Raw genomic sequence first — 22319 nt, forward strand, 5'->3', positions numbered from 1 at the left:
CTGATCAGCCCCGGTTCTGTACGTGCTGGTAGCCGAAGCGGCCCTTGATGCAGAGGTTGCCGTGGGTCACCGGGTTGTCGTGCGGTGAGGTGACCTTCACGATCTCATTGTCCTGCACGTGCAGCGTCAGGTTGCAGCCCACTCCGCAGTACGCGCACACCGTGGTCGTCTCCGTCTGCCGCGACTCGTCCCACGTGCCCGCCGCGCGCATGTCGAACTCGGACTTGAAGGACAGCGCGCCCGTCGGGCACACCTCGATGCAGTTCCCGCAGTACACGCACGCCGAGTCGGTCAGCGGGGCATCGTGCTCCACGGCGATCCGGGCGTCGAAACCGCGCCCGGCGACCGAGATCGCGAAGGTGTTCTGCCACTGGTCGCCGCAGGCGTCCACGCACTTGTAGCAGAGGATGCACTTGTCGTAGTCGCGTACGTACAGATCGTTGTCGATCTTCGGTTCCTCGTTCAGCCGGGCCGCGTCCGGGCCGAAGCGGTCCGGCTTCGCCTCGTACTCCTTGAGCCACTCGGCGACCTTGGGCGTGGTCGACAGGTCGACGGAGGACGCGAGCAGTTCGAGGACGACCTTGCGGCTGTGCCGGGCCCGCTCGGTGCCGGTGCGCACCTCCATGCCCGGCTCGGCCTTGCGGGAGCAGGCCGGGACGAGGGTGCGGGCCCCCTCGACCTCGACGACGCAGACCCGGCAGGCGTTCTTCGGGCGCAGGGTGTCGCCCTCGCACAGGGTCGGGATGTCCTTCCCGGCCGCCCGGCAGGCGTCGAGGATCGTCGAGCCCTCGGGGACCCGGGCCTCCTCGCCGTCGATCGTGAACTCCAGCATGCGGCGCGGGATCCCCAGCGGTGTGACGGTCATTCGTACGCCCCCAGACGGTCGATGGCGGATTCCACGGCGTTCCACGCGGTCTGCCCGAGACCGCAGATCGAGGCGTCCCGCATCGCGCGGCCGACCTCCCTGAGCAGGGCGATGTCGTCCGCGGCGGCGGCGCCGGTGCGCTCCGCGATCCGGTGCAGCGCCTCCTCCTGCCGCACGGTCCCGACCCGGCACGGCACGCACTGGCCGCACGACTCGTCGCGGAAGAACTCGGCGATGCGCAGCAGCAGCCGGGGGATGGGCACGCTGTCGTCGAAGGCCATCACGACCCCCGAGCCGAGCGTCGTACCCGCCTCCCGCGTCCCTTCGAAGGTGAGCGGGATGTCCAGCTCGTCGGCCCGTACGAAACCGCCCGCCGCCCCGCCGAGCAGTACCGCCCGCAGCCCGTCCCGCACCCCGGCGAGGGTGAGCAGGTCGCCCAGTGTCGCGCCGAACGGCAGCTCGTAGACCCCCGGCCGCTCCACGGTCCCGGACACGCAGAACAGCTTCGGCCCGGTGGACCGCGGCGTGCCGATCGTCGCGTAGGCCGGTGCGCCCATGGTGAGGATCGGCAGGACGTTGACCAGCGTCTCGACGTTGTTCTCGACCGTCGGCTTGCCGAACAGGCCCTTCTCCACGGGGAACGGCGGTTTCGAACGGGGCTCGCCCCGGTAGCCCTCGATGGAGTTGAACAGGGCCGTCTCCTCACCGCAGATGTAGGCGCCCGCCCCGCGCCGGATCTCGATGTCGAAGGCGTACCCCTGGCCGAGGACGTCGTCGCCGAGCAGGCCCCGGGCGCGTGCCTGCGCGATCGCGTGCTCCAGCCGGTGCAGGGCGCGCGGGTACTCGCCGCGCAGGTACAGGTAGCCCCGGTGGGCGCCGGTCGCGTACCCGGCGATCGTCATCGCCTCGACGAGCGCGTACGGGTCGCCCTCCATCAGCACCCGGTCCTTGAAGGTGCCCGGCTCCGACTCGTCGGCGTTGCAGACGAGGTAGTGCGGACGGTCCGGCTGGGACGCCGTGGCCTGCCACTTGCGGCCGGTCGGGAAGGCGGCGCCGCCGCGCCCGACCAGGCCCGAGTCGGTGACCTCGCGGATGACGCCGGCGGGGCCCAGCTCGAAGGCCCGGCGCAGGGCCGCGTAGCCGCCGTGGGCGCGGTAGTCGTCGAGGGACGCCGGGTCGACCACGCCGACGCGGTGCAGCAGCATCAGGCCGTCCTGCCCGGCCTGGGGCACCGCCAGCGCCGCCGGCGGCTCCTCGGGCGCCGAGTCGGGAGCGCTCGCGGCGAGGACGGCGTCGTGCACGGTCGCCGGCGCCGAGGCCGCCGTACGGACCGGGTCCCCGGCCTTGATCGCCAGCGCGGCCGGGGCGCGTTCGCACAGGCCCAGGCAGGGGCTGCGCTCGACCGCGACCCCGCTGCCGAGGCCCAGCCGCTCCTCGATCCCCGCGCACAGCTCCGGCGCCCCGGCCGCCGCGCACGCCAGGTCCGTGCACACGTGGAGCACGGTCGCCGGACGCGGCTTGACCGAGAACATGGCGTAGAAGGTGGCGACCCCGTAGGCCTCCGCCGGCGGCACCGTCAACCGCCGGCACAGATAGTCGAGGGCGCCGTCGCTGATCCAGCCGACCCGGTCGTTGATCGCGTGCAGCCCCGGCAACAGCAGGTCACGGCGGTCCCGGGCCTCACGTCCGCCGCGGGCCCACCGGAGATCGGCATCGGAACGGTCGGCGCCCTCCCACGAGGACTCGGGCGGCCCGAGCAGGGCGTCGACGGCCGCCCGTTCCTCGTCCGTCGGCTTGCTGTCACCGAAGTGCAGGTCCACAGTGCGTCACCCCACGATGGTCGCGATGGGCAGCTTCTCGATCCGGATCGCCGACGCCTTGAACTCCGCCGTCCCCGCGATCGGGCAGTTCGCCTCGATCGTCAGCGCGTTGGTGTCCACCTCGTCGGGGAAGTGCATGGTCATGAAGGCGAGCCCGGGCCGCAGCGCGGTGTCCACCCACACGGGCGCGGTCACCGACCCGCGCCGCGAGGTGACCTGGACCTGCTCACCGACCACGACCCCGTAGCGCTCGGCGTCCTCCGGGCACAGCTCGATGTACTCGCCGCGCCTGAGTGGCGAGGCGTAACCGCCGCTCTGCACACCGGTGTTGTACGAGTCCAGGCGCCGCCCGGTGGTGAGCCGGATCGGGTACTCCTCGTCGGTGAGGTCCACGGGCGGGTCGTGCTGCACGATCCCGAAGGGCGCGAGCGGACCGCGCTCGGCGGGGTCGGGCGCCCACAACCGGCCGTGCAGATAGGTCGGTTCGAGCCCGTCGGTGCTCGGGCACGGCCACTGGATCCCCTGGTGCTCCTCCAGGCGCTCGTACGTCATGCCGTAGTGGTCGGGGGAGACGGACCTGAGCTCGTTCCACACGGTCTCGGCGTCGGCGTACTTCCAGTCGTGGCCGAGACGGGCCGCGAGATCGCAGATGATGTCGATGTCCTCGCGGGCCTCGCCGGGCGGGGTGACGGCCTTGCGGACGCGTTGCACACGCCGCTCGCTGTTGGTGGTCGTGCCGTCGGTCTCCGCCCAGCCGGCCGTGGCGGGCAGGACGACGTCCGCGAGTTCGGCCGTCTTCGTGAGGAAGATGTCCTGGACGACCAGGAAGTCGAGGGCCTTCAGCCGTCGTACGGCCTGTTCGCTGTCCGCCTCCGACTGGGCAGGGTTCTCGCCGACGCAGTAGACGGCCTTGAGCGTGCCGTCCTCCATCGCCTCGAACATCTCCGTGAGGTTCAGGCCATAGTGCGGCTGGATGACGGTGTCCCAGGCCGACTCGAACTTCAGCCGCACCTCCGGGTCGAGGATGTCCTGGAAGCCGGGCAGGCGGTTGGGGATCGCGCCCATGTCGCCGCCGCCCTGCACGTTGTTCTGCCCGCGCAGGGGTTGCAGGCCGGAACCGTAGCGGCCGACATGCCCGGTGAGCAGGGACAGGTTGATCAGGGCGCGGACGTTGTCGGTGCCGTTGTGGTGCTCGGTGATGCCGAGCGTCCAGCACAACTGGGCACGCTCGGCCCGGGCGTAGGCGTGCGCCAGCTCCCTTATGGCCGCCGCCGGGACGCCCGTCACCTTCTCGGCGAGCGACAGAGTCCACGGCTCTACCAGCGCCTTGTACTCCTGGAAGCCGGTGGTCGCCCGCTCGATGAACGCCTCGTTGGCGAGGCCCGCGTGGATGATCTCGCGGCCGATCGCGTGCGCCATCGGGATGTCGGTGCCGACGTTGAGGCCCAGCCAGCTCTCAGCCCACTCGGCGGTCGACGTCCGGCGCGGATCGACCGCGTACATCCGGGCGCCGTTCCTGATCCCCTTCAGCACGTGCTGAAAGAAGATCGGGTGCGCGAAGCGGGCGTTGGAGCCCCACATCACGATGACGTCGGTGTGCTCGATCTCCTCGTACGACGAGGTCCCGCCGCCCGAGCCGAACGCCGCCGACAGGCCCGCCACGCTCGGGGCGTGACAGGTGCGGTTGCAGGAGTCGACGTTGTTGGTGCCCATGACGACCCGGGCGAACTTCTGGGCGACGTAGTTCATCTCGTTCGTGGCCCGGGCGCAGGAGAACATGCCGAACGCGCCGCGGTTGCGTGCCAGGCCCCGGGCCGCACGGTCCAGGGCCTCCTCCCAGCTCGCCCGGCGGAACGGCTCGTCGCGCGAGTCCCGCACCAGCGGGTGGGTGAGCCGTGTGTAGGTCTTCGGGGTTCGATCGCGTTTGCTCATGCGGCGCTCCTCAGCGCGAGCAGGTCCGAGATGGCGTGCACGGTGCGCAGGGTGGGCACCTCCACGCCGGTGATGTCCGCCAACTCGACGACCGCAGCGAGGAGTACGTCGAGTTCGAGCGGTTTGCCGCGCTCCAGGTCCTGGAGCGTGGAGGTCCGGTGGTCGCCGACCCGCTCGGCGCCCGCCAGCCGGCGCTCGATGGAGACGCCGACCTCGCAGCCGAGGGCGTTCGCGACCGCGAGCGTCTCGGTCATCATGATCTCGATGACCCTGCGGGTGCCGCCGTGCAGGCACATCTGCCGCATGGTCGCGCGGGCCAGCGCGCTGATCGGGTTGAAGGAGATGTTGCCGAGCAGCTTGAGCCAGATGTCATTGCGCAGGTCCGCCTCGACCGGGCACTTCAGGCCGCCCGCCTGCATGGCCTCGCTGAGCGCCACGCACCGCGTGGACACACTGCGGTCGGGCTCCCCGATCGAGAACCGGGTGCCTTCCAAGTGCCGGACGACGCCGGGCCCTTCCAGCTCGGTCGCCGCGTAGACGACGCATCCGACGGCCCGTTCGGGCGCGAGCACCGCACTGACCGCGCCGCCCGGGTCCACGCTCTCGACGCGGTGGCCGTCGTACGGGCCGCCGTGCCGGTGGAAGTACCACCAGGGGATGCCGTTCTGGGCGGCCACGACCGCCGTCGTGTCGCTCAGCAACGGCGTGATCAGCGGCCCGCACGCCGCGTACGCGTTGGCCTTCAGGCCCAGGAAGACGAAGTCGGCCGGGCCGACCTCGGCCGGGTCGTCGGTCGCATGGGGGTGCGCGGTGAAGTCGCCGCGCGGGCTGCGCACCCGGACTCCGTGCTGCCTCATGGCCGCCAGATGCGGTCCACGGGCGATGAGATGCACATCGGCGCCCGCGCGGTGGAGCGCTGCGCCGACATAGGCGCCGATGGCACCGGCGCCGAGAACTGCGACTTTCACGGGAACACTCCGTTCGGTTTGAGGGATACCGCGGAGGTGACTGCCGAGTGGCCGGCTCACGGACGGCGTCAGTTTGTGTCGACGGAATATTGTCTACAGTATGGACGGTGGGTCAGCAAGGGGCCGTGCAATGACCGTTCGGCGCATGCTGGATACCGCTCACCGCATACGGTCGACGCGCCGCCTTCTCAACTCCCCTGCGAATGCCTACGGTTCCGGATTCATGAGTCCCCCAGTCGCGCCCCCGGGCTGGAGCCGCTGGCTCGTCCCGCCCGCCGCTCTCTCCGTACATCTCTCCATCGGCCAGGCCTACGCCTGGAGCGTGTTCAAGCCGCCCCTGGAGTCCGCGCTCGGTCTCAGCGGCACGCAGAGCGCGCTGCCCTTCCAGCTGGGCATCGTCATGCTGGGCCTGTCCGCCGCGTTCGGCGGCACGCTCGTCGAGCGCAACGGCCCGCGCTGGGCGATGACCGTCGCCCTGGTCTGCTTCTCGTCCGGCTTCCTGCTCTCCGCGCTGGGCGCGTCCCTGGAGCAGTACTGGCTGATCGTCCTCGGCTACGGCTTCGTCGGCGGCATCGGCCTCGGCATCGGCTACATCTCACCCGTCTCCACCCTGATCAAGTGGTTCCCGGACCGGCCCGGCATGGCCACCGGCATCGCCATCATGGGCTTCGGCGGCGGCGCGCTCATCGCCTCGCCGTGGTCCGCGCAGATGCTGGAGTCGTTCGGCAGCGACAGCTCCGGCATCGCGCTGGCCTTCCTGGTGCACGGGCTGACGTACGCGGTCTTCATGCTGCTGGGTGTACTGCTGGTCCGGGTTCCGCGTCATGCCCCAGGCGCGCGGGGAACTGCGCCACAAGCCCACACCGGCCCGCAGGTCTCCGCGAACCAGGCCATCCGCACCCCGCAGTTCTGGTGCCTGTGGATCGTGCTCTGCATGAACGTCACCGCGGGCATCGGCATCCTGGAGAAGGCCGCGCCGATGATCACGGACTTCTTCGCGGACACCTCCACACCGGTCTCGGTGACCGCCGCAGCCGGCTTCGTCGCGCTGCTGTCCGCGGCGAACATGGCGGGCCGCATCGGCTGGTCGTCGACGTCCGACCTGATCGGCCGCAAGAACATCTACCGCGTCTACCTGGGAGCCGGCGCGCTGATGTACGCGCTCATCGCCCTGTTCGGCGACTCCTCCAAGCCCCTGTTCGTCCTGTGCGCACTGGTGATCCTGTCCTTCTACGGCGGCGGCTTCGCGACCGTACCGGCGTACCTGAAGGACCTGTTCGGCACGTACCAGGTCGGCGCCATCCACGGGCGGCTGCTCACCGCCTGGTCCACGGCGGGCGTGCTCGGGCCGCTCATCGTGAACTGGATCGCCGACCGGCAGGAGGAGGCGGGCCGGCACGGCGCGTCCCTGTACGGGCTGTCGTTCGTCATCATGATCGGGCTGCTCGTCGTCGGCTTCGTCGCCAACGAACTCGTCCGGCCCGTCCATCCCCGTCATCACGTCCCGGCACCGAAGGAGGCCGCGCATGTCCAGCGACAGCAGTCAGAGTCCGCCTAGCCCGGACCGGCGGTGGCTGATCGCCTTCGCCTGGGTGTGGGTGGGCGTCCCGCTCGCCTACGGGCTGTACGAGCTGGTCCGCAAGGCGACCCAGCTGTTCACCGGTTAGGCACCGGGCCAGGCGTCAGGTGCTCGGTCGTCCGAGGTCCTGACCGAAGCTGACAACGCGGGCACCTGTTTCCTGTCGCCTTGCCTGCCGTCGTACCCGTGAGTCACTGATCAGACTGGTGGGTCCCGCTACCCAAGTTCCAACGAGGGGGACCGCCCACATGAACGGCTCGCGCATCGCCGCCGTCGGCCACTACCAGCCCGCCAAGGTGCTCACCAACGAGGACCTGGCGGGCATGGTCGACACCAGTGACGAGTGGATCAGGAGCCGGGTGGGCATCAGTACGCGCCACATCGCCGGCCCCGACGAACCCGTCGACGAGCTGGCAGCCCACGCCGCCGCCAAGGCACTCGCGGCGGCCGGGCTGACCCCCGCCGACATCGACCTGGTGCTGGTCGCCACCTCCACCGCCGTCGACCGCTCGCCCAACACCGCCGCCCGGGTGGCGGCCCGCCTCGGCGTCCCGCAGGCCGCCACCATGGACCTCAACGTGGTGTGCGCCGGCTTCACCCACGCCCTGGCCACCGCCGACCACGCCGTCCGCGCGGGGGGCTCGAGCCGGGCCCTGGTCATCGGCGCCGACAAGATGTCCGACGTGACCGACTGGAGCGACCGTTCCACCTGCGTGCTCGTCGGTGACGGGGCCGGGGCCGCGGTCGTGGAGGCCGCCGCCGAGCCCGCCATCGGGCCGGTGCTGTGGGGTTCGGTGCCCGAGATGGGCAACGCGGTGCGGATCGAGGGCACGCCGCCGCGGTTCGCCCAGGAGGGGCAGAGCGTCTACCGCTGGGCGACGACGCAGCTGCCGCCCATCGCGCGGCGGGCGTGCGAGCGGGCCGGGCTGGCGCCGGCGGACCTCGCCGCGGTCGTACTGCATCAGGCCAATCTCCGCATCATCGAACCCCTCGCGGAGAAGATCGGCGCCGTGAACGCCGTCGTCGCGCGCGATGTCACGGAGTCCGGCAACACGTCGGCCGCGAGCATCCCGCTCGCCCTGTCCAAGCTGGTCGAACAGGGTGCGGTCGCCACGGGCGACCCGGTCCTGCTGTTCGGCTTCGGCGGGAACCTGTCGTACGCCGGGCAGGTCGTCCGCTGCCCGTGAGTGTGCGTCGCGATGTGACGCGGTCAACTGCCCGTAACCCTGGCTCCTGTGCGCCGTAGACTGTAGACGAAAGACAATCAATACTGACGCTACGGCGACACCGGCTTCCGCCGCGCTGAGCACGGCCCTGCCGAGGAGGGGGACCGCGATGCTGTCGACAGGCCTGCCCCAAGGGGCGGTACCCAAGCTGGAACGCCCGGGTCCACTGCGCGACCGTGTCTACGAGGCACTGCTCGAACTCATCACCACCCGTGCCCTTCAGCCCGGCCAGCACCTCGTGGAGAGCGAACTCGCCGGGCATCTGGGGGTCTCCCGGCAGCCGGTGCGCGAGGCGCTGCAGCGGCTCAACACCGAGGGATGGGTCGATCTGCGGCCCGCCCAGGGCGCGTTCGTGCACGAGCCGACGGAGGAGGAGGCCGACCAGCTCCTCACGGTCCGTACGCTCCTGGAGGCCGAGGCGGCCCGGCTCGCCGCGGCGGGCGCGGACAAGGCCGGCATCGCCGCGCTGGAGGCGCTGTGCGCGGAGGGCGAGAAGGCCGTCGAGGCCGACGACGTGGACGGGGCCGTCGCCATGAACGCCCGCTTCCACGCGAAGATCATGGAGCTCGCCGGCAACGCAGTCCTCGCCGAACTGGCCGCCCAGGTCGACCGCCGCGTCCGCTGGTACTACACGCCGATCGCCCGCCAGCGGGGCCACCAGTCCTGGATCGAACACCGCGCGCTCATCGCCGCGATCACCGACCGCGACGAACAGCGGGCCACCCACCTCATGCGCGAACACACCGAGCACACGCGGCGGTCGTACCACGCGCGAGCGCGTTCGTAGGCCGCGACGCGGGAGGCGGCGCCCCGCCCGGGCCTCAGCCGGCGGTCAGCACCGCCTGGGTCTGCGTCGTCTGACCCACCAGGGCGCCGTCCTCGTCGCGCAGGTCCGTCCGGACGGCGATGAAGGAGCGCCCCACGTGCACGGGGCGTGCCTCGGCGTGGACGGTGCCCGACCGCACGGCGCGGAAGAAGTTCGTCTTCGACTCGACTGTCGAGGTGCTCGCACCCGGCGGCAGGTTCAGGAACGCGCACACCGCGCCGGCCGTGTCGGCGAGTGCCATCAGCACGCCGCCGTGCAGGGTGCCACCCACCGTGCACAACTTCGGAGCCCAGGCGAGCGCGGCCCCGACCCGGGCGGGGGCGGCCTCCTCCAAGGCGATGCCCAGCGCACCGGCGAAGGGCACCGCCTTCAACAGCGCTTCGAGGGCAGGGGTGTCGGACACAGGGACCTCCCGACGGGGCGACCAGGACTGATGCCAGCCTGTCCCGGGCCAGCGTCCACGGTCGATTACCTGTGAGGTAAGGCCCGCGTCCCTCCTCTTTGTCCTGTGAGTGGAAAAAGTGGAGGGCAATTCCTGCGCGACTTCTTCCCACCTTCGGCAGCCGCTGCTACGTTCCCTCCGAAAGCAAGCCACTGATGTGGCGGAAAACCGGCGCGCACAGGCCGATTGAGGCGGGGAGGGGCTCGTGAGACGTATGACCGCACGACCCGGGAACGCCCACCAGGCCCGACTGCTCAAGCTGTTGCGCGACGGCGGCCCCAACTCCCGTGCCCAGCTGGGCGACCAGGTCGACCTCTCGCGGTCCAAGCTCGCCGTGGAGGTGGACCGGCTGCTGGAGACGGGGCTGGTGGTGGCCGACGGACTCGCCGCCTCGCGCGGCGGCCGCCGCTCCCACAACATCCGGCTCAACCCCGGACTGCGCTTCCTCGGCGTCGACATCGGCGCGACCTCGGTCGACGTCGCCGTCACCAACGCCGAACTGGAGACCCTCGGGCACATCAACCACCCCATGGACGTGCGCGAGGGCCCGGTCGCGGTCTTCGAGCAGGTCCTGGCCATGGCCGCCAAGCTGAAGGCCTCGGGGCTCGCGGAGGGGTTCGACGGCGCCGGCATCGGCGTCCCGGGCCCGGTCCGCTTCCCCGAGGGCATCCCGGTGGCCCCGCCGATCATGCCGGGCTGGGACGGCTTCCCCGTGCGGGAGGCGCTCAGCCAGGAACTCGGCTGCCCCGTCATGGTCGACAACGACGTGAACCTCATGGCGATGGGAGAGCAGCACGCGGGCGTCGCCCGCACCGTCGCCGACTTCCTCTGCGTCAAGATCGGCACGGGCATCGGCTGCGGCATCGTCGTCGGCGGTGAGGTCTACCGCGGTACGACGGGCAGCGCCGGCGACATCGGGCACATCCAGGCCGTGCCCGACGGCCGTCCCTGTGCCTGCGGCAACCGGGGCTGCCTGGAGGCCCACTTCAGCGGGGCGGCCCTCGCCCGCGACGCCACGGAGGCCGCCCAGCAGGGGCTCTCCGCCGAACTGGCCTCGCGGCTGGAGACCAACGGCGGCCTCACCGCCGTCGACGTCGCCGCCGCGGCCGCCGCCGGCGACGCCACCGCACTCGACCTGATCCGCGAGGGCGGCAACCGCACCGGCCAGGTCATCGCCGGCCTGGTCAGCTTCTTCAACCCGGGCCTGGTGGTGATCGGCGGCGGGGTGACCGGCCTCGGCCACACTCTGCTCGCCGCGATCCGCACCCAGGTCTACCGCCAGTCACTGCCCCTCGCGACCGGCAATCTGCCCATCGTCCTGGGCGAGTTGGGCCCCGCCGCCGGAGTCACCGGCGCGGCCCGGCTCATCAGCGACCACCTGTTCTCACCCGCGTAAGCACTCAGCTCAGTACGGCGTACCAGCACCGCGCACTGCTTCGCCCTGCCCTGAAACCGGCCCGCACGCCCGCCAAGGGGACCTCATGGCACCAGAACCACCGCTGCTCAGTATGTCCGGCATCACCAAGTCGTTCCCCGGAGTCCGGGCCCTCGACGGCGTCGACCTCGACGTCCTGGCCGGTGAGGTGCACTGCCTGCTCGGCCAGAACGGCGCAGGCAAGTCGACCCTCATCAAGGTCCTGGCCGGCGCCCACCAGCCCGACACCGGCGAGATCCGCTGGCGCGGCGAGGCGGTCACGCTCCGCTCGCCGATCGCCGCCATGCGCCTCGGCATCGCCACCATCTACCAGGAACTCGACCTGGTGGAGCACCTGTCGGTCGCCGAGAACGTGCACCTGGGCCACGAGCCCACCACCGCCGGGTTCGTCGTCCGCGGGAAGGCCGCCAAGGAGTCGACGGCCGCCCTCCTCAAGCGACTCGGCCACCCGGAGATCGATCCGGCCCGGCTCGTCGGGGAGCTGTCGGCGGCACAGCAGCAGATCGTGTCCATGGCCCGGGCGCTCTCCCACGACGTGCGGCTCATCGTGATGGACGAGCCGTCCGCCGCGCTCGACCCGGACGAGGTCGACAACCTCTTCCGCATCGTCGGCGACCTCACCGCCGCCGGTGTCGCCGTCGTCTACATCTCGCACCGCCTGGAAGAGATCCGGCGCATCGGCGACCGGGTGACCGTGCTGAAGGACGGGCGGGCCGTGGCGAACGGACTGCCGGCGAAGACGACCCCCACCCGTGAGGTCGTCGCGCTGATGACGGGCCGCAACGTCGAGTACGTCTTTCCCGACCGGCCCGTCTCCCCGCCGCCCGGCCGGCCGGTGCTCACCGTCCGGGGCCTGTCGCGCGCCGGGGAGTTCGAGCCTCTCGACCTGGAGGTACGGCCGGGCGAGATCGTCGGCCTGGCCGGACTCGTCGGCTCGGGCCGCTCCGAGATCCTGGAGACCGTCTACGGCGCCAGGAAACCGACGTCCGGTCAGGTGCTCGTCGACGGCAAGCCGTTGAAGCCGGGCAGCGTCCGGGCCGCCGTCCGGGCCGGACTGGGGCTCGCCCCCGAGGAACGCAAGGCGCAGGCCCTGCTGATGCTGGAGTCCGTCACCCGCAACGTGTCGGTCTCCTCCATGTCCCGCTTCTCGCGCGGCGGCTGGATCGACCGGGGTGCCGAACTCGGTGCCGCCCGGGCCGCGACCCGCGAGCTGTCGCTCAGGCCCGACAACCCGTCGGTGCCCGTGCGCACCCTGTCCGGCGGCAACCAGCAAAAAGCCGTCCTGGCCCGCTGGCTGCTGCGGGGCTGCCGGGTGCTGCTGCTCGACGAACCCACCCGCGGCGTCGACGTCGGCGCCCGCGCGGAGCTCTACGCGGTCGTCCGCCGGCTGGCCGACGAAGGCCTGGCCGTGCTGCTGGTCTCCAGCGAGGTGCCCGAGGTGCTCGGCCTCGCCGACCGCGTCCTGGTGCTGCGGGAGGGCCGTGTCGTCCACACGGCACCCGCGCGCGAACTCGACGAACACCGCGTACTCGACCTGGTCATGGAAGGAACTCCGGCGTCATGACGCAGCCCGTCTCCCCGCCGCGGGACAGCACCGACAAGGTGCCCGAGGCCCAGCCCCCGGCCTGGCGCGGCCTGCTGGCCCGCGCCGACGTCCGCACCCTCTCCCTGCTCGGAGTGCTCGCCGCGCTGATCCTCATCGGCGGCATCACCAAGCCCGACGAGTTCCTCGACACCCGCAACCTGCAACTCGTCCTCACCCAGGCGTCCGTGATCGGCGTCGTCACCGTCGGCATGACCTTCGTCATCGTCTCCGGCGGCATCGACCTGTCGGTCGGCGCGATCGTCGCCCTCGCCTCCGTATGGGCGACCACGGTGGCCACCCAGGAGTACGGCTTCGCCGGCATCCTCTTCACGGCGGTCGTTGTCGGAGTCGGCTGCGGCCTGGTCAACGGGGTGCTCATCGCCTACGGCGCGATGGTGCCGTTCATCGCCACCCTCGCCATGCTGGCCTCCGCCCGCGGCCTCGCCCTGCAGATCACCGACGGCAAGACGCAGATCGTGACGGTGCCGTCCGTCCTCGACCTGGGCGAACGCGACGCCTACGTCCTCGGCGTCCCGCCCCTGGTGCTGGTCTTCGCCGTCGTCACGGTGATCGGCTGGCTGGTGCTCAACCGCACCACCTTCGGCCGCCGCACGGTCGCCGTCGGCGGCAACCCGGAGGCCGCCCGGCTCGCCGGCATCGACGTCCGCCGCCAGCGGCTCTACCTCTACCTGCTGTCCGGACTGTGCTGCGGCATCGCCGCCTTCCTGCTGATCGTCCTGTCCGGCTCCGGCCAGAACACCAACGGCAACCTCTACGAACTCGACGCCATCGCCGCCGCGATCATCGGCGGCACCCTGCTCACCGGCGGCCGCGGCACCATCACCGGCTCCGTGCTCGGCGTCCTGATCTTCACCACGATCACCAACATCTTCGCCCTGAACAACCTGCAGAGCGACGTCCAGCAGATCGCCAAGGGCGCGATCATCGTCGCCGCCGTGCTGGTCCAGCGCCGTACCGCGAGCACGACCTGAGGAAAGGGTTCACCGCCATGACCGAGATCACGAGCCGCAGAGGACTGCTCTTCGGAGCCGCCGCCGTCTCCGCCGGTGCCCTCCTCACGGGGTGCACGAGCAACGAGCCCTCCGACTCCAAGGACGAGCCGGCCGGGAACAACCAGCCCGCCGCCGACGACAAGCCCGGCAAGCAGGTCACCATCGGCTTCGCCGGACCGCAGGCCGACCACGGCTGGCTCAACGCCATCAACGACAACGCCGAGAAGCGGGCCGAGAAGTACTCCGACGTCACCCTGGAGATCACCGAGGGCTCCAACGACACCGCCCAGCAGATCGGCCAGATCGAGACCCTCATCAACAAGAAGGTCGACGTCCTGGTGGTGCTGCCCGCCGACGGCAAGGCCCTCACCCAGGTCGGGCTGAAGGCGATGCGCGCGGGCATCCCGGTCGTCAACCTCGACCGGATCTTCAACACCCCGCAGGCCTACCGCTGCTGGATCGGCGGCGACAACTACGGCATGGGCCTCAACGCCGGCCACTACATCGGCGAGAAGCTCAAGGGCAAGTCCGACGCCCGCGTCATCGAACTGGCCGGCCTGGACAACCTGGAGCTGACCAAGCAGCGCACCCAGGGCTTCGACGACGCCCTCAAGAACTACCCCAACATCAAGAAGGTCGCCCGCCAGGCCGCCGAGTTCACCGTCGAGTCCGGGCAGGCCAAGATGGCCCAGCTGCTCCAGGCCCAGTCCAAGTTCGACGCCCTGTGGAACCACGACGACGACCAGGGCGTGGGCGCGCTGCGCGCCATCGAGCAGGCCGGGCGCGACGACTTCCTGATGGTCGGCGGCGCCGGCGCCCTGTCCGCCTTCCAGGCCATCAAGCAGGACGACGGCGTGCTGAAGGCGACCGTCCTCTACCCGCCGACCATGGCCGCCTCCGCGATCGACCTCGCCCGCGCCCTCGGCCAGGGCAAGGGCATCGGCGGCCTGGCCGAGTTCGAGATCCCGGCGTCCCTCACGCTCTACTCGGCCGTCGTCGACAAGACCAACGTCGACCAGTACATGCCCACCGGCTTCCGGTGACCGGTTCCGCCCGCACCCCCCACGTGCGCCACCCCGACCAGGACGAGGAGGACACCCGTATGGGACAGCCGCAAGCGCAGTCAGATGGGACCGAGGCAGGCAAGCCACCCCTGCGCGTGGGGATGGTGGGCTACGCCTTCATGGGCGCCGCCCACTCCCAGGGCTGGCGCACCGCGGGCCGCGTCTTCGACCTGCCGCTGAACCCCGTGCAGGCCGCGATCTGCGGCCGGGACGCCACCGCCGTACGGGCGGCGGCCGACCGCCACGGCTGGGCGTCCACCGAGACCGACTGGCGTGCCCTCGTCGAACGCGACGACATCGACCTCGTCGACATCTGCACCCCCGGCGACAGCCACGCCGAGATCGCGCTGGCCGCCCTCGCGGCCGGCAAGCACGTCCTGTGCGAGAAGCCCCTCGCCAACACCGTCGAGGAAGCCACCTCGATGGTGCGGGCCGCCGAAGAGGCCCACCGGCGCGGTCAGGTCGCGATGGTCGGCTTCAACTACCGCCGGGTCCCGGCCACCGCCCTGGCCCGCCGCATGGTCGCCGAGGGCCGCCTCGGCGCCCTGCGGCACGTGCGCGTGACGTACCTCCAGGACTGGCTCGTCGACCCGCAGTTCCCGCTGACCTGGCGGCTGCGCAAGGAGCAGGCCGGCTCGGGCTCGCTCGGCGACCTGGGCGCGCACATCATCGACCTCGCGCAGTACCTGGTGGGGGAGCGGCTGGCGGGCGTCTCCGCGCTGACGGAGACCTTCGTACGTCAGCGGCCCCTGCCCACCGGCGCCACCAGCGGCCTGTCCGCCGTCTCGGCCGCCGGCACGGGGGAGGTCACCGTGGACGACGCCGCCTTGTTCACGGCCCGCTTCCCCTCCGGCGCCCTCGCCTCCTTCGAGGCCACCCGCTACGCCACGGGCCGCAAGAACGCCCTGCGCATCGAACTCAACGGGGAGCGCGGCTCGCTCGCCTTCGACCTGGAGCGGCTCAACGAGCTGTCCTTCCACGACGGCACCGAACCCGGTGCGGAGGCCGGCTTCCGCCGCATCCTCGTCACCGAACCCGAGCACCCCTACCTGGACGCCTGGTGGCCGCCGGGCCACGGCCTCGGCTACGAGCACACCTTCGTCCACCAGGCCCGCGACCTCGTCCACGCCATCGCCGAGGGCCGCCGCCCCGAACCCTCCTTCGCCGACGGGCTCCAGGTGCAGCGCGTGCTCGCGGCCGTGGAGGAGAGCGCCGAGAAGAACTCCGTCTACACGCCGATCGCGGTCTGAGGAGGCTGACGCGCATGCCGCGTACGTTCACGCTGTTCACCGGCCAGTGGGCCGACCTGCCGCTGGAAGAGGTCTGCCGGCTCGCCCGCGACTTCGGCTACGACGGCCTCGAACTCGCCTGCTGGGGCGACCACTTCGAAGTCGACAAGGCCCTCGCCGATCCGTCCTACCTGGACGGCCGCCGGGCGCTCCTCGACAAGTACGGCCTCAAGTGCTGGGCCATCTCCAACCACCTGGTCGGACAGGCCGTCTGCGACGCCATCATCGACGAACGCCACCAGGCGATCCTGCCGGGGGAGATCTGGGGCGACGGCGACCCGGAAGGGGTCCGGCAGCGGGCCGCGGACCGCATGAGGGACACCGCCCGCGCCGCGGCCGCCTTCGGCGTCGACACCGTCATCGGCTTCACCGGCTCCGCCATCTGGCACCTGGTCGCCATGTTCCCGCCGGCCCCCGACGCGATGATCGAGCGCGGCTACCAGGACTTCGCCGACCGCTGGAACCCGATCCTGGACGTCTTCGACGCGGAGGGCGTGCGGTTCGCGCACGAGGTCCACCCCAGCGAGATCGCCTACGACTACTGGACCACGCAGAGGGCCCTGGAGGCCGTCGGGAACCGCCCCGCGTTCGGCCTGAACTTCGACCCTTCGCACTTCGTGTGGCAGGACCTCGACCCGGTCGGCTTCCTCTGGGACTTCCGGGACCGCATCTACCACGTCGACTGCAAGGAGGCCCGCAAGCGCCTCGACGGACGCAACGGCCGGCTCGGCTCCCACCTGCCCTGGGGCGACCCCAGGCGCGGCTGGGACTTCGTCTCCGCCGGGCACGGCGACGTCCCCTGGGAGGACGTCTTCCGGATGCTGCGCTCCATCGGCTACCAAGGCCCGATCTCGGTCGAGTGGGAGGACGCCGGCATGGACCGGCTGCAGGGCGCTCCCGAGGCCCTGACCCGCCTCAAGGCGTTCGACTTCGAGCCGCCCAGCGCGTCCTTCGACGCCGCGTTCAACAGCTGAACCAGACACCCGGCGCTGGTCGGGGACGGGGACCGGTTCCACCGGCCGGTCCCCCCTCCGACCTGCCCGGATCCTGCTTTGTCCTGGGCTCGGAGAGAGTCAGCCGATCCTGATCCAAGGGGTGTTGGCCCCGGACGGACACGGTTACCTTCCTTGAAGCGTTCAGGACACACGTACCTCCGGGGTGACGGCGCACCCCGGCGCCCGCACCGCACGCTTCGCACCCATTCCGTACGGCCCACCCCGTTCCCGGAGGGACTTCGTGCACAGAACCAGACCCAGAAGCACCCGCACCCCCAGGCTGCGCACCACCGTCGCCTTGTTCACCGGCCTGCTCCTGGCCGTGGGCACCCCGGCCACCGTCGCCGGAGCCCATCCCGGCCAAGCGGAGCAGGCTGAACCGGCTGCCGCTGAGGGCCAGTTCCAGCAGGTGCCGCTCGCCAAGGGCGAACCCGAGACGGGCGAGCCGATGTCGCTCGCCGTGCTCCCGGACCGCAGCGTCCTGCACACCTCGCGCGACGGCACGCTGCGCCTCACCGACCAGGGCGGCGTCACCAAGGTCGCCGGCAAGATCCCCGTCTACAGCCACGACGAGGAAGGCCTCCAGGGCGTCGGCATCGACCCGGACTTCAAGAACAACCGGGCGATCTACCTCTACTACGCCCCGCCGCTCGACACCCCGGCGGGCGACGCCCCGGAGACCGGCACCGCCGAGGACTTCAAGAAGTTCGACGGGGTCAACCGCCTCTCCCGCTTCGTCCTCAAGGCCAACGGCACGCTGGACATGGCCAGCGAGAAGAAGGTCCTCGACGTCGCGGCCTCCCGCGGCACCTGCTGCCACGTCGGCGGCGACATCGACTTCGACGCGGACGGCAACCTCTACCTGTCGACCGGCGACGACACCAACCCCTTCGCCTCCGAGGGCTACACGCCGATCGACGACCGGCCGAACCGCAACCCGGCCTTCGACGCCCGCCGCAGCTCCGCCAACACCAACGACCTGCGCGGCAAGATCCTGCGCATCAAGGTCGCCGAGGACGGCACGTACACGATCCCGGAGGGCAACCTCTTCGCCCCGGGCACGGACAAGACCCGTCCCGAGATCTACGCGATGGGCTTCCGCAACCCGTTCCGGATGAGCGTCGACGACAAGACCGGCATCGTGTACGTCGGCGACTACGGTCCCGACGCGGGCGCAGCCGACCCCAAGCGCGGCCCGGCCGGGCAGGTCGAGTTCGCCAAGGTGACCAAGGCTGCCAACTTCGGCTGGCCCTTCTGCACCGGCGCCAACGACGCCTACGTCGACTACGACTTCGCCACCAAGGAGTCCGGCGGGAAGTTCGACTGCGACGCTCCGAAGAACACCTCGCCGTACAACACGGGCCTGGTCGACCTGCCGCCCGCGCAGGCCGCCTGGATTCCGTACGACGGCGGCTCCGTGCCCGAGTTCGGCGACGGCTCCGAGTCCCCGATGGCCGGCCCGGTCTACCGCTACGACCCCGAGCTCGACTCCAGCGTGAAGTTCCCCGAGGCCTATGACGGCGACTTCTTCGCCGGCGAGTTCGGCCGCCGCTGGATCAAGCGGATCGAGCAGAACGACGACGGCTCGGTGGCGAAGATCAACGACTTCCCGTGGACCGGCACCCAGATCATGGACATGGAGTTCGGCCCCGACGGCGCGCTCTACGTCCTCGACTACGGCGTCTCCTGGTTCCAGGGCGACGAGAACTCCGCGCTGTACCGGATCGAGAACGCCGAGGACGGCTTCTCGCCGATCGCCGAGGTGAGCGCCGACAAGACGTCCGGGGCGGCCGGCCTGAAGGTCACGTTCACCGGTTCGGCCAAGGACGCCGACTCCCCGAACCTCACCTACAGCTGGGACTTCGGCGACGGCACCAAGGGCGAGGGCCTCAACCCCACCCACAGGTACAAGAAGGCCGGCACCTACAGCGCCACCTTCACCGCCAAGGACCCCGAGGGCAACACCGGCAACGCCAGTGTCCGGATCGTGGTCGGCAACACCGAGCCCAAGGTGAGGATCGACATCCCGGGCAACGGCACGCTCGCCGAGTTCGGCAAGCCGGTCCCGTTCAAGGTGACCGTGACCGACCCCGAGGAGACGGTCGACTGCTCCAAGGTCAAGGTCGTGTACAGCCTCGGCCACGACTCCCACGCCCACGAGCTGACCAGCGAGATGGGCTGCGAGGGCACCCTGAAGCCGCCCGCCGGTGACGGCGGCCACGACCCCAACGCCGACATCTACGGCGTCGTCGGCGCCAGTTACACCGACGGCGGAGCCAACGGCCAGGAGGCCCTGACCGGCACCGCCCGCACCGTGCTCCAGCCGCTGCACCGCCAGGGCGAGCACTTCACCACCCAGTCGGGCGTGTCGGTGATCGAGAAGACCGGCGCCAACGGCGGCAAGACCGTCGGCAACATCGACGACGGCGACTGGATCTCCTTCAGCCCCTACCGGTTCGACGGGCAGAAGAAGATGACCGTGCGGGCCTCCTCCGGCGGCGAGGGCGGCTTCATCGAGCTGCGCACCGGCTCGCCCGACGGACCGCTGCACGGCTCGGCGTACATCCCGCCGACCGGCGGCTGGGAGACCTTCCAGAACGTCGACGTGCCGCTGCGGTCGCTGCCCAAGAAGACCACGGACATCTACCTGGTCTTCAAGGGAGGCGCGGGCGCGCTGTACGACGTGGACGACTTCGAGTTCTCCAAGGAGCCGTTCAAGGGCGGCAAGAAGGTCCTGGTCTTCTCCAGGACCGCGGGCTTCCGCCACGACTCCATCCCGGCCGGCATCGCCGCGTTGAAGGAGGTCGCCGGCCCGGCCGGCATCACGGTCGACGCGACCGAGGAGGCGAAGCAGTTCACCACCGCCAACCTCGCCAAGTACGACGCGGTCGCCTTCCTGTCCACCACCGGTGACGTGCTCAACGCCGAGCAGCAGAAGGCGTTCGAGAACTACGTGAAGAACGGCGGCGGCTACATGGGCATCCACGCCGCCGCCGACACCGAGTACGACTGGGAGTTCTACGGCGGCCTCGTCGGCGCGTACTTCGACTCGCACCCGGCCATCCAGAAGGCCACCGTCCGTGTCGAGGACCACGACCACCCCTCGACCGCGCACCTGGGCGACGCCTGGGAGCGCACGGACGAGTGGTACAACTACCGCACCAACCCGCGCGAGCAGGCCAAGGTCCTCGCCACCCTGGACGAGACCACCTACCAGGGCGGGAACATGAAGGGCGACCACCCGATCGCCTGGTGCCAGAGCTACGGCGGCGGCCGGTCCTTCTACACCGGCGGCGGCCACACCAAGGAGTCCTACGCCGACGAGGCCTTCCGCGCCCATCTGCTCGGCGGCCTGCAGTACGCCACCGGCCAGGTGAAGGCGGACTGCAAGCCGGGCAAGGACTACCGGAAGATCTTCAACGGCCAGACCTTGGACGGCTGGAAGCAGGCCGGTCCCGGCAAGTTCAACGTCAAGGACGGCACCCTGGAGTCCGAGGGCGGCATGGGCCTGCTCTGGTACCAGGCCAAGGAGCTGAAGTCGTACTCCCTCAAGCTCGACTGGAAGATGCGGGGCGACGACAACTCCGGGATCTTCGTGGGCTTCCCGGCCTCCGACGACCCCTGGTCCGCCGTGAACAAGGGCTACGAGATCCAGATCGACGCCACGGACGCGGCCGACCGCACCACGGGCTCCGTCTACTCGTTCAAGTCGGCGAACATCAAGGCCCGTGACCAGGTCCTGCGGCCGCCCGGCCAGTGGAACTCCTACGTGATCAAGGTCCAGGGCGAACGCCTCCAGGTGTTCCTCAACGGAGTCAAGATCAACGACTTCACCAACAAGGACCCCCAGCGGAGCCTGACCGACGGCTACATCGGCCTCCAGAACCATGGCGCCGACGACCAGGTCTCCTTCCGCAACATCCAGTTGAAGGAACTGCCCGTCACGGGTGGCTGAGAGCGGCGGCGGGCGGGGGACGCCGGACCCCCGCCCGCCGTCTCCCGTCCCTCCCCCCGGTTCGCGCACGATCAGGAGGCTGCACATGTCCGCGTCCCTCTCCCGACCGCGTGTGGGGGTGTGGCTGATCGGAGCCCGCGGCTCCGTCGCCACCACCGTCGTCACCGGGTGCGCCGCCGTCGCCGCCGGACTGCACCCGCCCACCGGCATGGTGACCGAGACACCGGCGTTCACCGACAGCGGCCTGCCCGCCCTGTCCGACCTCGTCTTCGGCGGCCACGACACCGTCGACTGCCCCCTGCCCAAACGCGCCGAGACCCTGACCGCCGGCGGCGTCCTCCCGACCGGCGTCGCCACGGCAGTCGCCGCCGAACTCACCGCCGCCGACCGGGAGATCAGGTTCGGTGGTCCCACTCCCGGGGACACCCGGAGCGAGGCCGGACTGATCACGGCCTTCGCCGACGACATCCGCGACTTCCGCCACCGCCATGAGCTGGACCGGGCCGTGGTGGTGAACGTCGCCTCCACCGAGCCCGCCTCCCAGGGGCCCGGCTCCCCGCTGCCGGCCAGCACCCTGTACGCGCTGGCAGCCCTGCGCGCGGGCTGCCCCTACGTCAACTTCACCCCCTCCGAGGGCATGCACCACCCCGTCGCCGCCCGCGAGGCCCGACGGAGCGGCCTGCCGTACGCCGGCCGCGACGGCAAGACCGGCCAGACCCTGCTGCGCTCGGTGCTCGGCCCGATGTTCGCCCAGCGGGCGTTGACCGTCCGCGCCTGGTCCGGCACGAACCTGCTCGGCGGCGGCGACGGCGCCGCACTGGCCGACCCGGCCGCCGCGGCGGCCAAGAACGCGGGCAAGGAACGGGTCCTCACCGACACCCTCGGCACCACCCCCCAGGGCGAGACCCACATCGACGACGTCCCCGCCCTCGGCGACTGGAAGACCGCCTGGGACCACATCGCCTTCGACGGCTTCCTCGGCACCCGCATGATCCTCCAGACCACCTGGCAGGGCTGCGACTCGGCCCTGGCGGCACCCCTCGTCCTCGACCTCGCCCGGCTGACCGCCCGTGCCCACGAGTCGGGCCTGTCCGGCCCGCTCGACGCCCTCGCCTTCTACTTCAAGGACCCGGTCGGGGACGCGCCCTCGGGCCTGGCCGAGCAGTACGAGGCGCTGATCCGGTTCGCGGGGAGGCTCCGGGAGGGCGAGGCGGGGGAGGGAGCAGCCGAACGGGAGGACGCCGCGGACGGGGCCGCCCATCCGGCGCGGGAGGCGCGCGGGACGGGGGACCGGCCGTGACGGGACGTCGCGAGCAGCCTCCGGC

The 22319-nt window shown here is 71.0% G+C and carries 17 protein-coding genes; 12 read left to right on the forward strand and 5 right to left on the reverse strand.

What is annotated here, in order from left to right:
- Nucleotides 1-4: 4 nt before the first annotated feature.
- From ACH4G3_RS04285 to ACH4G3_RS04300, 4 genes are read right to left on the reverse strand one after another with little or no spacing between them, the layout of a single operon-like run.
- Nucleotides 5-865, reverse strand: a complete 861-nt coding sequence (locus ACH4G3_RS04285; protein ID WP_397623002.1) for a 2Fe-2S iron-sulfur cluster-binding protein — start codon at nucleotides 863-865, stop codon at nucleotides 5-7.
- Nucleotides 862-2685 carry an NAD(P)H-dependent oxidoreductase subunit E gene (locus ACH4G3_RS04290; protein WP_397623003.1) on the reverse strand — a complete coding sequence of 608 codons (1824 nt, stop codon included), beginning with the start codon at nucleotides 2683-2685 and terminating at the stop codon, nucleotides 862-864. Before ACH4G3_RS04290 ends, ACH4G3_RS04285 begins: the two co-directional genes overlap by 4 nt.
- Nucleotides 2686-2691: 6 nt before the next feature.
- Complete coding sequence (locus ACH4G3_RS04295; RefSeq protein ID WP_397623004.1) at nucleotides 2692-4617, reverse strand: molybdopterin oxidoreductase family protein; 1926 nt, start codon at nucleotides 4615-4617, stop codon at nucleotides 2692-2694.
- Entirely contained in the window at nucleotides 4614-5585 is a 972-nt protein-coding gene (locus ACH4G3_RS04300; protein ID WP_397623005.1) for a 2-dehydropantoate 2-reductase, read from the reverse strand. The genes ACH4G3_RS04295 and ACH4G3_RS04300 overlap by 4 nt, the downstream gene beginning before the upstream one ends.
- A gap of 223 nt (nucleotides 5586-5808) precedes the next feature.
- Here ACH4G3_RS04300 and ACH4G3_RS04305 point away from each other — a divergent pair, with 223 nt between their 5' ends.
- The 4 genes from ACH4G3_RS04305 to ACH4G3_RS04320 all read left to right on the forward strand — a co-directional run bounded on the left by ACH4G3_RS04305 (nucleotide 5809) and on the right by ACH4G3_RS04320 (nucleotide 9177).
- Complete coding sequence (locus ACH4G3_RS04305) at nucleotides 5809-7143, forward strand: OFA family MFS transporter (protein ID WP_397623006.1); 1335 nt, start codon at nucleotides 5809-5811, stop codon at nucleotides 7141-7143.
- Nucleotides 7112-7252, forward strand: a complete 141-nt coding sequence (locus ACH4G3_RS04310; protein WP_010045941.1) for an MFS transporter small subunit — start codon at nucleotides 7112-7114, stop codon at nucleotides 7250-7252. The genes ACH4G3_RS04305 and ACH4G3_RS04310 overlap by 32 nt, the downstream gene beginning before the upstream one ends.
- A 160-nt stretch (nucleotides 7253-7412) precedes the next feature.
- Nucleotides 7413-8351, forward strand: a complete 939-nt coding sequence (locus ACH4G3_RS04315) for a beta-ketoacyl-ACP synthase III (RefSeq protein ID WP_397623007.1) — start codon at nucleotides 7413-7415, stop codon at nucleotides 8349-8351.
- 148 nt (nucleotides 8352-8499) lie between these two features.
- Nucleotides 8500-9177 (forward strand): GntR family transcriptional regulator, encoded by a 678-nt coding sequence (locus ACH4G3_RS04320; protein WP_354749648.1) that lies wholly within the window; start codon nucleotides 8500-8502, stop codon nucleotides 9175-9177.
- 34 nt (nucleotides 9178-9211) lie between these two features.
- On the opposite strand, the gene ACH4G3_RS04325 is transcribed toward ACH4G3_RS04320, so the two are convergent.
- On the reverse strand, nucleotides 9212-9619 hold the full coding sequence (locus ACH4G3_RS04325; protein WP_397623008.1) for a PaaI family thioesterase: 408 nt from the start codon (nucleotides 9617-9619) through the stop codon (nucleotides 9212-9214).
- Between the two features lie 253 nt (nucleotides 9620-9872).
- On the opposite strand from ACH4G3_RS04325, the gene ACH4G3_RS04330 reads away from it, so the two are divergent.
- The 8 genes from ACH4G3_RS04330 (at nucleotide 9873) to ACH4G3_RS04365 (ending at nucleotide 22294) form a co-directional block, all read left to right on the forward strand.
- Nucleotides 9873-11054 carry an ROK family transcriptional regulator gene (locus ACH4G3_RS04330; protein WP_354749646.1) on the forward strand — a complete coding sequence of 394 codons (1182 nt, stop codon included), beginning with the start codon at nucleotides 9873-9875 and terminating at the stop codon, nucleotides 11052-11054.
- Nucleotides 11055-11139: 85 nt separating this feature from the next.
- A complete protein-coding gene (locus tag ACH4G3_RS04335) occupies nucleotides 11140-12657 on the forward strand; it encodes a sugar ABC transporter ATP-binding protein (protein ID WP_397623009.1) in 1518 nt (505 codons plus the stop codon).
- Nucleotides 12654-13670 (forward strand): ABC transporter permease, encoded by a 1017-nt coding sequence (locus tag ACH4G3_RS04340; RefSeq protein WP_397623010.1) that lies wholly within the window; start codon nucleotides 12654-12656, stop codon nucleotides 13668-13670. The genes ACH4G3_RS04335 and ACH4G3_RS04340 overlap by 4 nt, the downstream gene beginning before the upstream one ends.
- A gap of 17 nt (nucleotides 13671-13687) precedes the next feature.
- On the forward strand, nucleotides 13688-14734 hold the full coding sequence (locus ACH4G3_RS04345) for a substrate-binding domain-containing protein (RefSeq protein ID WP_397623011.1): 1047 nt from the start codon (nucleotides 13688-13690) through the stop codon (nucleotides 14732-14734).
- Nucleotides 14735-14793: 59 nt separating this feature from the next.
- The gene (locus ACH4G3_RS04350; RefSeq protein WP_397623012.1) at nucleotides 14794-16005 is read left to right on the forward strand and encodes a Gfo/Idh/MocA family protein; all 1212 of its coding nucleotides are present in this window, start codon (nucleotides 14794-14796) and stop codon (nucleotides 16003-16005) included.
- 14 nt (nucleotides 16006-16019) lie between these two features.
- Nucleotides 16020-17018 (forward strand): sugar phosphate isomerase/epimerase family protein, encoded by a 999-nt coding sequence (locus ACH4G3_RS04355; protein ID WP_397623013.1) that lies wholly within the window; start codon nucleotides 16020-16022, stop codon nucleotides 17016-17018.
- Between the two features lie 262 nt (nucleotides 17019-17280).
- Nucleotides 17281-20994, forward strand: coding sequence for a ThuA domain-containing protein (locus ACH4G3_RS04360; protein WP_397623014.1), 3714 nt, complete (start codon nucleotides 17281-17283; stop codon nucleotides 20992-20994).
- Between the two features lie 85 nt (nucleotides 20995-21079).
- Nucleotides 21080-22294 (forward strand): inositol-3-phosphate synthase, encoded by a 1215-nt coding sequence (locus tag ACH4G3_RS04365; RefSeq protein ID WP_397623015.1) that lies wholly within the window; start codon nucleotides 21080-21082, stop codon nucleotides 22292-22294.
- Nucleotides 22295-22319 lie beyond the last annotated feature (25 nt).

It is taken from the genome of Streptomyces afghaniensis (genome assembly GCF_044327915.1).
Classification (GTDB): domain Bacteria; phylum Actinomycetota; class Actinomycetes; order Streptomycetales; family Streptomycetaceae; genus Streptomyces; species Streptomyces afghaniensis.

Coding starts and splice junctions, on each gene's coding strand:
- ACH4G3_RS04285 (WP_397623002.1), bottom strand. CDS start 865: ATGACCGTCACACCGCTGGGGATCCCGCGCCGCATGCTGGAGTTCACG.
- ACH4G3_RS04295 (WP_397623004.1), bottom strand. CDS start 4,617: ATGAGCAAACGCGATCGAACCCCGAAGACCTACACACGGCTCACCCAC.
- ACH4G3_RS04305 (WP_397623006.1), top strand. CDS start 5,809: ATGAGTCCCCCAGTCGCGCCCCCGGGCTGGAGCCGCTGGCTCGTCCCG.
- ACH4G3_RS04310 (WP_010045941.1), top strand. CDS start 7,112: ATGTCCAGCGACAGCAGTCAGAGTCCGCCTAGCCCGGACCGGCGGTGG.
- ACH4G3_RS04315 (WP_397623007.1), top strand. CDS start 7,413: ATGAACGGCTCGCGCATCGCCGCCGTCGGCCACTACCAGCCCGCCAAG.
- ACH4G3_RS04320 (WP_354749648.1), top strand. CDS start 8,500: ATGCTGTCGACAGGCCTGCCCCAAGGGGCGGTACCCAAGCTGGAACGC.
- ACH4G3_RS04330 (WP_354749646.1), top strand. CDS start 9,873: ATGACCGCACGACCCGGGAACGCCCACCAGGCCCGACTGCTCAAGCTG.
- ACH4G3_RS04335 (WP_397623009.1), top strand. CDS start 11,140: ATGGCACCAGAACCACCGCTGCTCAGTATGTCCGGCATCACCAAGTCG.
- ACH4G3_RS04340 (WP_397623010.1), top strand. CDS start 12,654: ATGACGCAGCCCGTCTCCCCGCCGCGGGACAGCACCGACAAGGTGCCC.
- ACH4G3_RS04345 (WP_397623011.1), top strand. CDS start 13,688: ATGACCGAGATCACGAGCCGCAGAGGACTGCTCTTCGGAGCCGCCGCC.
- ACH4G3_RS04350 (WP_397623012.1), top strand. CDS start 14,794: ATGGGACAGCCGCAAGCGCAGTCAGATGGGACCGAGGCAGGCAAGCCA.
- ACH4G3_RS04355 (WP_397623013.1), top strand. CDS start 16,020: ATGCCGCGTACGTTCACGCTGTTCACCGGCCAGTGGGCCGACCTGCCG.
- ACH4G3_RS04365 (WP_397623015.1), top strand. CDS start 21,080: ATGTCCGCGTCCCTCTCCCGACCGCGTGTGGGGGTGTGGCTGATCGGA.